The organism is Pedobacter cryoconitis (genome assembly GCF_003259615.1).
Lineage (GTDB): Bacteria > Bacteroidota > Bacteroidia > Sphingobacteriales > Sphingobacteriaceae > Pedobacter > Pedobacter cryoconitis.
Map to the genome: position 1 here is coordinate 235464 of NZ_QLLR01000002.1, position 14831 is coordinate 250294.

Consider the following 14831-nt stretch of genomic DNA (forward strand, 5'->3'; position numbering starts at 1 on the left):
ACAAATTAGCGAGAACCTATATTTAGATTTTAAACAACGACAGTTATAAAATCAAAAGTCTTGGATTGATTTTCTTTTGCATACTTGAAGGCATAGATCTCTTGATATTACCCATGCTTTTGAAGGAAACTGGTGTAGCATGTCCTTGATTTTGCAATTGATCTCCAGTAAAAAGACCTTCTTCGTTAATTTTGCCGCTTGTAGTTTGAATCTTAATTTGATCTTTCATAATAATGGTGATTTGTCAACTAATGAACAACGGTTGTGCCATAAAGTTTACCTAAAAAAATAAATTTTACACTAAATCGTTTATATGACAAAAAAAAGTCAAACTTATTTTTACAATTACTCTTTTTAAAGATTTTGTTTAATTTTATGGCATCATGGACAAGGAGAAAAAGGACTCAAAAAAGGACATCTTCCTAAAATGGATTCGCAGAATTGGCATATGGGGATTCCTGTTCTTTCTCGTCAAGGGAATGATCTGGCTGGCTGTGGGTTATTGGGTAGTCAAATAAAAATCTTAAACATTTCCGCTGCTTAACCGTTAAAGGATAAAAACGCGATGAAAAATCAAATTCCAAAGCAACAAGAAGGCGGTCAACTAGATACCACTGCAAAAACTGAATTTTCTTCTATGGAAGAAGCTAAAGCATTCTATCAGATTGCAAAAAGCAGGTTGTTAAATGTGTCCTGTTGGGCAGAAATCTGCAAAGTCCCGCTATCCACTTTTACCCTAACGGACGCGAATGGTCATGAAGTAATCAGAGAGGCTGAAGAAGGTGATTATCTAAAGATTAATATTCCCGGACCAGCAACACATACCGGGGATGGTTTTGACTGGGTGCACATTGAAAAAATCGAAGAAGAAACTGCAATTCAAGCCTCAGTTATCACTATACAGGCAAGACCTGCACCAAATCCTACACAACAAAATCCGGAAACCGCACATTTTTTTAGTCAGCAGGCAACCTCAACTTTCCAGGTCAAACAATCAGGCAATACCGTATCTGCAGAAGAACATGGCAGAAATGAGGTGCCCAATACAGACACCTCAAACCTGACCGATAATATAAGAAATATCCTTGTGGGCTGGACTGCAAAAATTGGCCTCTCCTATCCGCAATGGAAAAGCCTGGTCAAAGGTATTGTAGAAACAGCCGCTACTAAATAATTATTGAGGCTTAGAAATTTCCTCTTTTATTCTTTCCAGAATGGCTTTCGTTTCCTCAAAGCTGGTATGGTGATAAGCGTGCATCCCCAGGCTCTTAGCTGTTTCCACCTGGAATATACGGTCGTCAAAGTAATAACACTGCTCAGGTCTGGCCTGTGCAATCCCTAAAGCCAGTAAAAAGATATTTGGATCTGGCTTACGCATTTTTACATCACAAGAAGATACAAAAGCATCAAAACACTCATGTAATTTGAATTTCTTCACCCGGTAAGTATTCAGTTCTTTCCCTTCATTGTTGATGGAAATTACCCGGAAACCACAATCTCTTTTCCATTCCTTCATCCATTGTAATAAACCAGGGAGTTCTTTGGATCTGGAATAGACAAACTCTTTAAAATCTTCCCTGGTAAAATCTCTTGGATGATTAAAAATAACCGTATCTAAATACTCATCCAGTGTAATGTTGCCGATTTCAAAAACATTGAAAATATAATTGTGTAAGGTATTGAGCTCATCATAATTGAGTCCGAATCTTTCGGCAGCCAATTTGCGGGAATCGTGTCCCCAGCCGTTGGTCAGTAATACGCCACCGATGTCAAAAAAAAGTATTTTAGGTTCTGAAGTTTCCATAATGTCTGTTAAACAAGTTATTTTACTAACGTAAACTTAGCTAATTGCCTACAAAAACCCCATATTTTTATTTTACGCCACAGGTCATTTTAATGATTACCTCCACAGCGCTGCAATCAGCGCACCGGCCATAAAAAAACAGGCTATCTTTTGACGATAGCCTGTTTTTTTATTTAAGGAGTAATGCCTAGTTAAAGATATACCTTACGCCAATTTGTGCTTGCCAGCGTGAAACCTGGTCAGTATTTACTTTAGTAGAATTCGTTAACGGGACCAAATTATCCTTGTCCAGATAAGGGAAGGAATAATTTGCTTTACCACTAACCGGATCAGTCCCCTGGTATTTAAGAACAGCTACCGAACCTGTATTAAATCCATTGAATGAATTTTCATACAAACCCCAGTTGCGGTTTAAGAAATTACCAAGATTGATGATATTAAATTCAACTCTGATTGTATTTTTCTGACTTCTGGTTTTCCCGGATTTAACAAAGAAATCCTGAGTAATATTTAAATCAGCACGTTGAAAATAAGGTAAAATCACCCCATTTCTTTTCGTGTATTCTCCCCTGTGCTGGCTTAGATATTTATCCTGACTGATAAATAAATTCAATTGATTCCAGATTTGATCCGGTGTTCTTGTATCCCCGGCAAAGTCAGCAATTAAATTAATATCTCCCTTATTTTTAGGTACAAACATCAAATCATTTGCCGCGCCATCATTATTTGGGTCGCCGCTGGTGATATACGAAACTGCCCCATTATTAGCAGCTTCAAAGAATAAACCAATTGAAGTTGCATAATTCTTATGGTATTCCTTTCTGTAAGCGAGCGAAGCAATAAAGCGGCTTGGCATTACATAAGTGCTATTCGATAAGCTCTGGTCATTAGGATTACCAGTTGTTGGTCTGCCTGCCCAGATGATGCTTGCCGTAGATCCGCCATCATTCACATCTTTAGACCCTGTATGCGTGTAGGCGATGTTTGCGTAAAATCCGTTCAGGAAGCTTTTCTGTAACTGAGCAGTAACAAAATAAGAGTAACCTTTATTTGTATTGGTCAGGTAGTACAAACCTGAAATATTTGGATTAGCAGCACTAACGGGTGCGCCATTGTTAGAAGTTCTGTTATTAGAAGTATACCGGATCTGGCCCTCAACACCAGGTAAAGTAGTATAACTATCAGGAAGAACAAGATTCTGATGATAAATAGCATTAATATCTTTCGTAAAAGATCCTTCTAAAGTACCAATAATACCAAAAGGCAACTGTTGATCCACGGCAAGATTAGTTCTCCAGATTTTCGGATATTTTAAATTAGGATCTGTAACATCCAGCTCATAAGAAGTATTAGCAGCAACTGCCCCCGAAGGACGATTGCCATTCACATCCGGATTATAAATTAAGCGCGGATCATTGGGTGTTTTCGTTCCATTCACAGTACCAGAACTAAATAAAGTTCCGGTATTTGATGCCTGATTAGAAATCCATACAAATGGAGTTAAACCAGCAAATAATCCAGTACCCCCACGAACCTGGGTGGTATGGTCACCGTTTACATCCCAATTAAAACCTACGCGCGGCGATAACTGGATCCTGCTTTTAGGTAATTTAGAAACATCCACCTGTATACCCTGCTGAAAAGTTAATGCAGCGGCATTCGGATTCGGGTCAAGCTTAGTAGGATAATAATTATAATCAGCTCTTAAACCATAAGTCAGTACAAAGTTATCTCTTACACGGAATTTATCCTGCGCATACAGACTAAAATTATAGGATTTAATGCGAACCAAAGGCAGCTCGCCACCATTTGCAGCGTTGCGGTAATTATAAGAAGCAGCGGGAAGGTTATTGATAAAATCTGAAGCAGAGTTATAAGTATACAAACCATTATAATTAGGCGCAAACCCATTCAGAAAACTCTGAGACTGGTTACTCGTCCCTAAAGTGATCTCATGCTTACCTGCAAAAATTGTCAAATCATCAGAAAGCTGGCCAATATTTGAACTTAATAAGTTACCAGCGGTATATAACTCATAACCAAAACTTGTTAAAACACCACTTGGAGCAGTAATAATTTTGCCAGTAGCATCAGTTACCCCATTATCAATATCTACCATTGGTACATTTTTAGAAGATAGCGGCTCACGGAAATCGCGTAAAGCAGAATAGCCAACAGTTAATTTATTAGAAATGGTATTGCTGATTTTACTGTTCAATTCCAGCATTCCGATATTAAAATTATTATTAATCGTGTAACCTGCACCAAAAAACGGCAGAGAACCAGGACCAGCACCACGCGTCGATCCGACACCTACTTTATCATTAATAATTCCTCCTGCACTATTAGGAGGTTGATTTTTGGATGATTTAAGATAAAAATACTTCGCACTTAAAGTATTATTCTTATTAATATTCCAATCTAACTTTACAGTGATTTTATCACTCTGTGTCTTATAGCTGTAATTCTCATAAGCACCCGGATCATAACCATATCTGGATTTTAAGGTATTGGCAATATCATCTAAAACTGACGCACTCGCTTTTGAAACTGTTCCTCCACTTAAACCAGGTCTTGAAGCAACAAATGTAGTACCCGGATTACTGATCCTTTCCTGCTCACCCGATACAAAAAAGAATAATTTGTTTTTAATAACCGGCCCTCCTATACTCAGTCCCCTGGTATTGTAATCAAAAGGAACCTGAGTCACTTCAGAAGTACCTGCTTTATATCCAGTTAAACCAGTTCCGCGGCCGTAATAATAAACAGACCCTTTAATATCATTTGTACCTGATTTGATAACCGTATTTACACCCGCACCAGTGAAAAATCCCTGGCGTACATCATAAGGGGCCAGATCTACCTGTATCTGATCGATTGCATCCAAAGAGATCGGCTGTGAATTTGCCTGTCCTCCCAGCGTACCCGAAAGGCCAAAAGAGTTGTTAAATAAAGCACCATCAACCGTAATATTGTTAAAAGTACTGCTCCTTCCTCCAAAGCTCATCGCACTGGTTGTACTTGCAGATGGAGTTAATTTAGTAAAATCTGCCAAAGATCTGTTAATCGTTGGTAAAGCATCAATCTGTGCCCGGGTAATCGTTTCCCTTGCACCAGTACGTGAAGAGTTCATTACTTTACCCTGTGTACCCACCACCTTTACCTCTTTCAGATCAGTAGCATTGTCATCCATTTTAACATTAATTGCCTGATCCTGTCCAATAGAAAGCGTCAGATTATCCTGAACATAGGGTTTGAAACCGATATAAGATATTTTTAAAGTATATGGGCCACCGATTTTAACATTAATCAAATTGTAACGTCCATTACCGCGGGTCTCCACCGCATAAACTGTTCCCGTGGGTACATGTGTTAATACTACAGTTGCCCCAGGTATCGGCGCTTTTCCGTCAGTGACCACTCCGTTGACAGAAGCAGTCGTTACGCCTTGCGCAAAAACAGAGTTTCCGGCCCAGACTAAGGTCAGCAGCATTAATAATAAAAATAGATTTTTTTTCATATAGATAGTTTTGTTTTGAATTAAACCTGCACAAGGCTGTGCTGAATTAGATTGAACCTAAAGCTTATGCAGATTCTTATTTGGTTAAATGTTTTAGCTTTCTGAATTAAAAGCAGCACGAAGGTAAATGTCGTGCATTAAGTCAAGGTTAACAACATGTTAACTACTTAAAATCAGGACAAAACAACTCAGGGTTCAGAATTATTATCAAAAAAAAAACTCCGGAGCAGGGCTCCGGAGTTTTTCAATCCTTTATAAGATATTAGTTTTTATGTTTTTTATCCACATTAGGTAAATCATCACCTTTAGGCCCTGTGTTTTTTAATTTAACCAATGAATCAAGTCCAATAGCCATTCGGTTATGCTGTTGCAATACAGGCAAGATCTTCAAAGCAAAAGACTTTAATTCAGCATGATCAAATCTGCTTGCCCCATTAAATAAATCAATAGTTTTAGCATGATCATTCACCATCATGTCCATATAATTCTGATCATATTCATTACCCATCATCTGCTTCATCGCATCCAGATGACTTTGTTCTGCTGAGGGTAATGCGCCAGGCAACTTAATTCCCATACCAGAAGCCAGGGTTTGCAATTCATTATTTGCCTGCGTATGATCGTTGATCATTTGTTTAGCAAATTCTTTTACCTGGTTAAGTTTCGTTTTTTGGAGTGTCAGATTACCGGCTTCAACTTCCATCAGTCCACCTATTGCAGCCTGTTCCATAAATGAAGCCTCTTCAGGCTTCAGCTTTGATGAATGATTTTGCTTTTCATCAGCAGTATGCGTATTCAATACCGTATCAGCTGATAACGTTGATGTGCCCTGGCCTTCATTTTTAGCAGACTGGTTACAAGCCTGTAGTACAAATGCTGTACAGACACTTAAAATAATTGTCTTTTTATAATTCATCCTGTTATTTTTTTATTTCTATCCTGTAAACAGAAAAACAACAAGTACCTTATGAAATGGTTTTTCTTAAATAAAAAGACTATTTAGTCATCAGACCGGAGATAATATTAATACTTAAAGCAACGATGACTGTATTAAAAGCAAAAGAGACTAAACTGTGCATTAAAGCAAGACGGCGGATTCTTCTGGAACTGATTTCAACATCAGAAACCTGGAAGGTCATACCGATAACGAAAGAGAAATAAGTAAAATCAAGATAGTCGGGAGTTCTCTCTTCCGGAAATTCCAAACCTTCTTTGTACTTAGAGGGATCTTCCTCTTTTACTACAGCATCAGATTTTTTTGCAGCTGTTCCATCCTTAACGGATTTAGCTGCTTTTTTCTCCTTAGACTCGTAATAAAGATGTGCATACCTGAATACAAAAATAGTATGGACTAATGCCCATGCACACATTACAGCTGCTATTGATAATAAAATATGTAAGGTAAGTGCCGGTCCTGTAAGATGCTGAGTTGATTTTAGCAAAAGAACCACAACAAAAAGACTCATTAATGCGGCCACCAATACGAACATAAAAATAAGGGTGCGGTTATTATCCTGTACTTTTGAAATCTTCTTCATTTCAAGCGGATGTACAGTAAAAATCGTTGCCCATGAAAGACCTAACTGGGTTACCGCATAACCAATCCACACTAAAATGAATTGTGTTGAGGCCGTCATCTTTCCATAACATAACCCAAACACAAGCAAAGCTACAATTAATGACAGGTACAATTTATGATGAGCGTCTAGCCTGGATATATTCATGAAGATGTGAAGCTGATAAATGATTTTAATTGACTACACAATTGTAATCAAATTAAAAATAAAAGCAGCAAGGATATTGCTGCTTTTATTTGATCACACACCACGAAGCTTGTTAAATTTCAACCGATAAATCTTAAACAGCTTTCCGCATAAAATTATCACTGTGCATCTTTAAACTTTTTTTAAGAAGCTGTCTTGCAATATGTATTCTTGTTTTAACCGTACCGATTGGAATTTCCAGCTGCTCGGCAATTTCATGATATTTAAAACCTTCAAAATATTTGAGAAAAGGAATATAATACTCAGGTTGTAGTTTTGAAAGTGCTTTATAAATGTCTTCCATAATAAACTTCCCATCGCTATCATTTACCGAGGCACTGAAATGTAATTTATCAGAAGTGATCTCATCAGTCACTGTCATGATAGAATTAGTTTTTGTTGCCCTTCGGTAATTATTAATAAAGGTATTTTTCATTATGGTATACAACCAGGCTTTAAAATTTGTCCCCTCCTTAAAATGGTTGGAATAATTAATGGCTTTTAACATAGTATCCTGTACCAAATCATTCGCATCTTCCATATCTCTGGTAAAAGAAATAGCAAATGATTGTAAAGAATCCTTGTAACTGTAAAGTCGAAAATTAAAGTCGTTGCTACTCATAGTGTTTATGTTTTTCTGATTATATATAAACACAAATACAAAGTGCATACCAATTATTGGCATCTTTAGCTGACAGTTGACTGACACAGGCGAAAAATGAAGTTATATTTCAATTAATACATTTATATATGTAATAATATTTATACCAAAAGACACATGTCCCAAAAACCATACACATTTGTCTAAATTATTAAGAATTATATTAGACAAATGGATCAAAAACACCTCAGTATCAATTTTAAACTATAATCACTTAATTTGAACGATTTAGAGTCAAGTCATAAACTTGTGGAGCAGGCTCTTTTTTCAGGATAAATTTTGACACGCTAAACAGAAAGTCTTTGATTTCACGGATGCCGTTATGCCTCTGGCAGTTGCGCTGAAAGCTTTCAATTTGCATGGGAATGACTCAGCCGAAACAAGGCCGGGCTGTTAGTAAATAAATTCAAAATAGCTTAATAATAGATCTATATCGGCCGGGTACTGCCCGGGTACTGTCCGGGTACTGTCCGGGTACTCGTTAGGGTAAGTCCAAGGTAAGAGTACCCTGAGTCCATGGCAAGTCCAAGTCAAAACAACTAGTTGAAACAACATGGACTTGCCATGCTTAAAGCCTGTTCTCAACCTGGTGTCATCCCGACCACCACTCAGGCACAACCAAACCATAACTAGTTGAAGATTAATGAAATTATAATTTTCCCTTTGACTAACCTATAGACAACAGCGGACAATTGCAGACAGCTGCGGACAATTACGGACATTTTTTACGCATCAGGATAATCTTTAGCGCTAATAGCCTACATTGGTGGAAAGGCATTTATTTATTATGGGAAATTTAACGGGTAAATTTTCAAAGGGAATCCTGGGCGATTTCATTTTTAAAGCAGCAGTTTGGAGTACAGGTTGTTTCAAAAGTTCTGTAAGGGGCACAATGAAACAATCAATGGAAACCCAAAGGCATCAGAGAACTTTCGTAAAAGTAGCAAGCCTGTAAAAATCAGGAAGTAATTAGCTTATTAAAGAATCGTAACCATTTGCTTTGAACTAAGAAAATATCAAACCCAAAATTTGAAATTTAATCTCTAATCCACAAGTTTATGATTTGATCCTATTTAAGAGGCGAAAGCAGAAACGCTATAAATAACTAAAGGGGAACCTAGATTCCCCTTTAGTATATCAAACACACCAATTTGAGGGCTTAGTTTAAAAAAGTACAAAGTCAAACCTTAATTAAACCGAGCTTACCGATAAAGCTAAGGAAGAGTTTTTGATCTTAAAATATTTTTACGTCAACAAGTCATTGACCTACGCCAACAACAACATCTGGTCATTTTTCAGCTGCTATTTAATCTATTTTAAGGGACAAACAATCAATTCGGAAACCCCTAAAACTAAGATACTCCAGGTCATCCAACCTGGAGTATCAACAAAACAAAACTTAGATCTAACCAAAATCAAGTACCGTGTGCAATCCTAAAGATTGCAATTGACGTCATGGGCGGATTCGAACCGCCGTTAAGGGTTTTGCAGACCCACACCTCACCACTCGGCCACATGACTATTTTGAGAGAAAAGCAAGACTAATCTTCTTTTTTATACCTTGTAAATCCTTACAATTCTTTCTTTCTGATAGCAAATATAATAATGTCTACTTAAATAGTAGAATTTATTTGAAATATTTTTATTCTTTCTCATATTTTAAGCATCCGGCAGAAAGCCTTATATTTATCGGCTACACTATGGCCGACATCCCCAACCTATTTGAAACTGCTAAAAACCCCTCTGACACCTATATAATCGCTGATTTTAAGCCTATCCTTTTCAATACTGTTTTTATATTAAAACACAGTTCTGCTCAGGCCGACACCACAGCTCCAGATTATTTTAATCTTGCACCCCAGCACATTTCTATAGGTTATGCCTCTTTTATAAATAATAACACTGCTATTAAGTTTCCGCAAGTCGATGTGCGGCTTCATCAAAACGACTTAATTTTGTCCTGCCGCTGCCCTGCCCTTAAAAGCAGACTATGTGAACACCAGATGCAGGTACTCTTTAACCTCATCGAACGACCAGAACTCCGTGTCTTCTTTGATCAGCAGCTCAGACATGAAAAAATAAGAGCATTTGCAACTGCCTATGGACTGGAGAACGAAAGCCCTGACGATTTGTTCACTCTTGAATACGCCAATAAAAAATTTGAGATCATTCCCGTCATTAAAGACCTCCTTCCTATTACAAAGGAGAGCAATACGCTACTTAAGGAACTTCTTTTACCAAAACCCGGGCTTCCATTCTTAAAACATAACCCAGTAGAAGAAGACACCAATAAAATCCTGGTTTTAAAACAACACCGCTATTACTCACATTTCCAGGCCGACTTGCTGGAATGCACCTTAACAGCGACCGGTAAAATAAAAAACCCATTGAAGCAATTGAATGCGATGGATTACATATGGGCAACAGAGAATCCAGAAGAACTAAAATTCTATACTGCAATCTCCAAATTCCAGCAGAATTATGAAACCGCTCAGGCGGAGGCCGATATTAATGGCTTGAAGGCCCTCGTCAAAAATCCTCTTGAATTAGACGTTTTTTACCACGACCCAAAGATCTCCCCTAACCTGACTATCAGTTCGGTCATTCCTGTCAAACTCAAAAGCCTTCAACTGGATATTCGTCTGGCTGTAAACCTAACCAATGGCTTCTATACCATTTCAGGTGAATTGATTTTAGACAATAAAGCTTACGACCTTAAGCTGCTTAACATAAAATTCAGCTACTTTATCTTTTACAACGGCACCCTGTACCTCATCGATAACCCGGATTTCCTGAGAGTTGTTGACTTCTTCAGGCAGAACAACAATCATCTGGTGATCCACGAATCAAAATATGCGGAATTCAAAGAAGACATCCTTTCCAAACTGGAAAACAAAATCCATATCAATTACTCCTACCTGAAACCCGCTACCCACGAACAATTAAAAGAAACCCACTTTGATCAGTCCACAGAAAAGATAATTTATCTCTCAGACTCTGAAAATTACGTTTTAATTACTCCCGTGATGAAATATGGCAACGTTGAGGTTCCCGTCCTGTCCAGAAAGCAAATCCATGCCGCAGATCATGCCGGCAATATATTTACCGTAACCCGGGATGAACAAGAAGAGCTACAATTTATCTCTTCCATGACCCATCAGCATCCCCACTTTGAAGAGCAGCTCGACAAAGACTGCTTTTACCTGCATAAAAAACGTTTCCTGGACGAAGGATGGTTCCTGGCCGCTTTTGAAGAATGGCATCAGCAGAACATCACCATCTTAGGCTTCAACCAGCTTAAAGGCAATCACGTGAACCCTAACAAGGCAAAAATAACCATAGCGGTCAACAGTGGCCTCAACTGGTTTGATACCGCATTTGAAGTCGCGTTCGGCAACCAGAAAGTGCCGCTCAAACACCTGCACAGATCAATCAGGAACAAAAGCAAATTTGTAAAACTCGGTGACGGCACCATGGGCCTGCTCCCTCAGGAATGGATTGACCGCCTGACTAAATACTTCAATGCCGGAGAAGTCGTAGACGAATCCATCCGCACTCCAAAAGTAAACTTCACAGAAATCACAGACCTTTACGAAGACGAAGTATTATCTGCAGAAGTTAAACTCGAATTATCTGCCTACAAAGCAAAAATTGCTGACTTTAAGAACATCAAAAAAGTAGAAATTCCAGCTGCCCTGAACGCCACCCTGCGTGACTACCAGAAAGAAGGCCTGAACTGGCTGAACTTCCTCGATGAATTTAATTTCGGTGGCTGCCTGGCAGACGACATGGGTTTGGGTAAAACCATTCAGATCATTGCATTCATACTTTCTCAGCGCAACAAAGGCCACCAAAATACTAACCTCATTGTCGTGCCCACCACCCTGATCTTTAACTGGCAGGCAGAAATAGCAAAATTTGCCCCTGACCTTAAAATCCACACCATTTATGGCGCAGACCGGATAAAAGATCACGAAGACTTCAGCAACTATGAAATCATTCTGACCTCTTACGGAACCCTGCTCTACGACATCAGCTGGCTTAAAAACTACTTCTTTAATTACATCTTCCTGGATGAATCCCAGACTATAAAAAACCCCGATTCCCTGCGTTACAGCGCAGTTCGTCTGCTGCAATCCAGAAATAAAATAGCTATAACCGGCACCCCGATAGAAAATAACACCTTTGACCTTTACGGACAACTCTCTTTTGCCTGTCCCGGACTACTCGGCAGCAAACAATACTTCAGGGATCATTACTCCTCCCCGATAGATAAATTCAAAGACACCAGGGCCGCAACCAACCTCAAAAAAAAGGTAAGTCCCTTTATCCTGCGCAGAACAAAAAAAGAAGTCGCCTCAGAACTCCCGGACAAAACCGAGATGGTGATCTACTGTGAAATGGGAACCACTCAAAAAAATGCCTACGATGCCTGCAAAAACGAATACAAGAAATTCCTGCTATCCGAAAAAGACGATCACGCAGAAAAGCACACCCTGCATATCCTCAAAGGCTTAACCCAGCTCAGACAGATCTGCAACTCTCCAGCGCTGCTGAAAGACAATCTCCTTCACGGTGCTACCTCTTCTAAAATCACGACGCTGATGGAAGAAATAGACAGTCATTCACCCCAGCATAAAATCCTGGTATTCTCACAATTCGTGACCATGCTGGACCTGATCAAAAAAGAACTGGAACACAAGGAAATACCCTTTGAATACCTCAGTGGAAAAACGACAAACAGAGAAAAGAAAGTAGAAAACTTCCAGCAGAACGACAACATACGTGTTTTCCTGATCAGTCTGAAAGCTGGCGGAACCGGCCTAAACCTTACACAGGCAGACTACGTATACCTCGTAGACCCCTGGTGGAACCCCGCTGTAGAAAACCAGGCCATTGACCGCTGTTACCGTATCGGTCAGAAAAAAAACGTAGTGGCTATCAGATTAATCTGTCCAGACACCATCGAAGAAAAGATCATGAAACTTCAGGAGACAAAAAAGGAACTCGTTAACGACATCATACAAACCGATACCTCCCTATTAAAGTCACTATCAAAAGCTGACCTTATCGAACTATTCAGCTAATCCCAGTAATCCTGAAAGCTATCCAGAGGGTACCTAACATTTTATTTTCCAACAAGCAATCCTAATAACAATCCAACAAGTAAACCAATAACAATCCAACAAGTAAACCAATAACAATCCAACAAGTAAACCAATAACAATCCAACAAGTAATCCTAATAACAATCCAACAAGCAATCCTAATAACAATCCAACAAGCAATCCTAATAACAATCCAACAAGCAAACCAGTAACAATCCAACAAGTAAACCAATAACAATCCAACAAGTAAACCAGTAACAATCCAACAAGTAAACCAGTAACAATCCAACAAGTAAACCAGTAACAATCAAATCGTTAGTTTAGAGAAATAAAAAAAGCCATATATGTGTTTTCCAGACCTAATTCCCGTTCGGGGAATTCCAGTCGGAAAACACATATATGGCTTTTTTTATTTCCCTTTTACAAAACCCTTTACACAGCAGTAAACTTATACGTTAACCCTTCCCCTTCACTAGAAAACGCCAACCCATACTCCCCCCCATCCTCACTCACATAAACCTTTCCCTGCGCAAAACCAGGCAACCCCTTCTTACTCACCTGTTCAAAATAACTCTGAAAATCCTGCTTCAGCCCCTCCTCACTCTTCGGCCCGCTTGCAAGCGTCTGTTCAGGAAGCGAAGACGACCTCATCTTATCCAACCCTAACATCATAATATCAAAATACCACGAATCTGTCAACTTCATAGCCTCGATAGCTAACCCATCTACAAACCCCAGTAAATTATGTCTGAAACTCGTTCCCTCATCCATAAAAAACCTTAACCCCGTAGACTTCGTCCACTCCGCACGCTCTCCCACATCCCCATTACCACTCACCCCGTAAAAAGCTACCAAATACTCCAGCGACCCCGTTACAATCTTCTCCTCATGATTTATATTTTCATCCAGCACCTGCTGAGAAACACTGCTCATTAACCTGTCAAAATACGTAGAATCCCCAGTAAAGCTCATTCCGGAAATCTTCACCCCTGGTAAACCACCACAACCCCTTCGGGCCAGGATTCCACTCTTATAAATTTTTATATTCAGTGCCTCTTCCGTTCCAGACTTCACTGTAATTAATACCTGCTCAACCTCAGACTTATCCATTTTCAAATAAAATAAATTATAACAAGCAAACCGCCCGATCCGCGAAATTACAATTAAAATTTAGCTATCGCAGTTAAATTAGTAGACTGGCAAGCATTAAACACCCCCAAAGCACCACCAGAAATATTGCTCAGCGGATTTGCAGGATTATCAGTCTCCTGCCCGATTGTTGCATTTAAAGTCCTGTAATAATCATAAGTCCCCTTATCAATACACTGTAACTCCACCCGCATTAAATCACCATTATTGATCAGCGGATTACCAAACTTCTTATCCGTCTCATAATAAAGCTCATTATCGAAAGTCCTGCCATCCGTCGCATCATCATTGCGTACAAAAGAACCCTTTACCAACACACTGTTTACCCACTGTCTGATTCTGTAATAATTCCCCTTACCCACCGGATCAGTAAACACAGGCACCATAAAAATCTTGTCCTTATCCAGCTCAAAATGCTTCGCATAAAGCTTATCCACCTTAACCGCCTTCAAAGGAATCGTTGAAGTTGCCACATAAGTCTTACCACTCAACTTTACAGTCATCTGGTAAGTATGTCCAGCTATCCCCTGCAACGCACTCGTCGCATAAACACCAGCACTCTTATTCGTTAAATTTTCAGTAACCCCAGAAGTTAAATCCTTAATTTCGACTACCGCATCATTGCGGCCTACAAAATTATTATCACCACTAAAATCTTTTGTTTCCGAAACACTCACCTGATAAGGACCTGCATTTGCAGTAACCTCACCCTCAATCACAATTTGTATAGCCGAACCATCCAGCTTTATATCAATCACTTTTTCACAAGCACTGAAAATAAACGGTAATATCAATAAACAGAAAACACTAATACTGCGTCTCATCAT

At 39.0% G+C, this 14831-nt stretch carries 10 protein-coding genes and 1 tRNA gene; 2 read left to right on the plus strand and 9 right to left on the minus strand.

Translation table 11 applies throughout. The features are described from left to right. Positions 1–43 precede the first annotated feature (43 nt). The gene (locus LY11_RS03975; RefSeq protein ID WP_111632435.1) at positions 44–229 is read right to left on the minus strand and encodes a hypothetical protein; all 186 of its coding nucleotides are present in this window, start codon (positions 227–229) and stop codon (positions 44–46) included. A gap of 336 nt (positions 230–565) precedes the next feature. Between LY11_RS03975 and LY11_RS03985 the strand changes: the two genes are divergently transcribed. Then, positions 566–1174, plus strand: a complete 609-nt coding sequence (locus LY11_RS03985; protein WP_111632437.1) for a hypothetical protein — start codon at positions 566–568, stop codon at positions 1172–1174. On the opposite strand, the gene LY11_RS03990 is transcribed toward LY11_RS03985, so the two are convergent. The 6 genes from LY11_RS03990 to LY11_RS04015 form a co-directional block, all read right to left on the minus strand. Continuing rightward, positions 1175–1804 (minus strand): HAD family hydrolase, encoded by a 630-nt coding sequence (locus LY11_RS03990; RefSeq protein WP_111632438.1) that lies wholly within the window; start codon positions 1802–1804, stop codon positions 1175–1177. Positions 1805–1991: 187 nt separating this feature from the next. Next, positions 1992–5324 carry a TonB-dependent receptor gene (locus tag LY11_RS03995; RefSeq protein WP_111632439.1) on the minus strand — a complete coding sequence of 1111 codons (3333 nt, stop codon included), beginning with the start codon at positions 5322–5324 and terminating at the stop codon, positions 1992–1994. A gap of 262 nt (positions 5325–5586) precedes the next feature. After that, the gene (locus tag LY11_RS04000) at positions 5587–6240 is read right to left on the minus strand and encodes a DUF4142 domain-containing protein (protein WP_111632440.1); all 654 of its coding nucleotides are present in this window, start codon (positions 6238–6240) and stop codon (positions 5587–5589) included. A gap of 79 nt (positions 6241–6319) precedes the next feature. Further along, a complete protein-coding gene (locus LY11_RS04005; RefSeq protein WP_111632441.1) occupies positions 6320–7048 on the minus strand; it encodes a DUF1345 domain-containing protein in 729 nt (242 codons plus the stop codon). A gap of 133 nt (positions 7049–7181) precedes the next feature. After that, the gene (locus LY11_RS04010; protein WP_111632442.1) at positions 7182–7709 is read right to left on the minus strand and encodes an RNA polymerase sigma factor; all 528 of its coding nucleotides are present in this window, start codon (positions 7707–7709) and stop codon (positions 7182–7184) included. 1489 nt (positions 7710–9198) lie between these two features. Then, positions 9199–9269, minus strand: a tRNA-Cys gene (locus LY11_RS04015). A gap of 179 nt (positions 9270–9448) precedes the next feature. On the opposite strand from LY11_RS04015, the gene LY11_RS04020 reads away from it, so the two are divergent. Then, on the plus strand, positions 9449–12835 hold the full coding sequence (locus tag LY11_RS04020) for a DEAD/DEAH box helicase (protein ID WP_111632443.1): 3387 nt from the start codon (positions 9449–9451) through the stop codon (positions 12833–12835). A 452-nt stretch (positions 12836–13287) separates the two neighbouring features. Here the strand turns inward: LY11_RS04020 and LY11_RS04025 are convergent, their stop codons facing one another. Next, positions 13288–13965, minus strand: coding sequence for a hypothetical protein (locus tag LY11_RS04025; RefSeq protein WP_111632444.1), 678 nt, complete (start codon positions 13963–13965; stop codon positions 13288–13290). A 53-nt stretch (positions 13966–14018) separates the two neighbouring features. Beyond that, a complete protein-coding gene (locus LY11_RS04030; protein WP_170132624.1) occupies positions 14019–14831 on the minus strand; it encodes a DUF4249 domain-containing protein in 813 nt (270 codons plus the stop codon).

Bases quoted from the DNA above. Each gene is read 5' to 3' on its own strand.
- LY11_RS04005 (WP_111632441.1), bottom strand. From the start codon at position 7,048: ATGAATATATCCAGGCTAGACGCTCATCATAAATTGTACCTGTCATTA.
- LY11_RS04020 (WP_111632443.1), top strand. From the start codon at position 9,449: ATGGCCGACATCCCCAACCTATTTGAAACTGCTAAAAACCCCTCTGAC.
- LY11_RS04000 (WP_111632440.1), bottom strand. From the start codon at position 6,240: ATGAATTATAAAAAGACAATTATTTTAAGTGTCTGTACAGCATTTGTA.
- LY11_RS03990 (WP_111632438.1), bottom strand. From the start codon at position 1,804: ATGGAAACTTCAGAACCTAAAATACTTTTTTTTGACATCGGTGGCGTA.
- LY11_RS04010 (WP_111632442.1), bottom strand. From the start codon at position 7,709: ATGAGTAGCAACGACTTTAATTTTCGACTTTACAGTTACAAGGATTCT.
- LY11_RS04030 (WP_170132624.1), bottom strand. From the start codon at position 14,831: ATGATGAGACGCAGTATTAGTGTTTTCTGTTTATTGATATTACCGTTT.
- LY11_RS04025 (WP_111632444.1), bottom strand. From the start codon at position 13,965: ATGGATAAGTCTGAGGTTGAGCAGGTATTAATTACAGTGAAGTCTGGA.
- LY11_RS03985 (WP_111632437.1), top strand. From the start codon at position 566: ATGAAAAATCAAATTCCAAAGCAACAAGAAGGCGGTCAACTAGATACC.
- LY11_RS03995 (WP_111632439.1), bottom strand. From the start codon at position 5,324: ATGAAAAAAAATCTATTTTTATTATTAATGCTGCTGACCTTAGTCTGG.
- LY11_RS03975 (WP_111632435.1), bottom strand. From the start codon at position 229: ATGAAAGATCAAATTAAGATTCAAACTACAAGCGGCAAAATTAACGAA.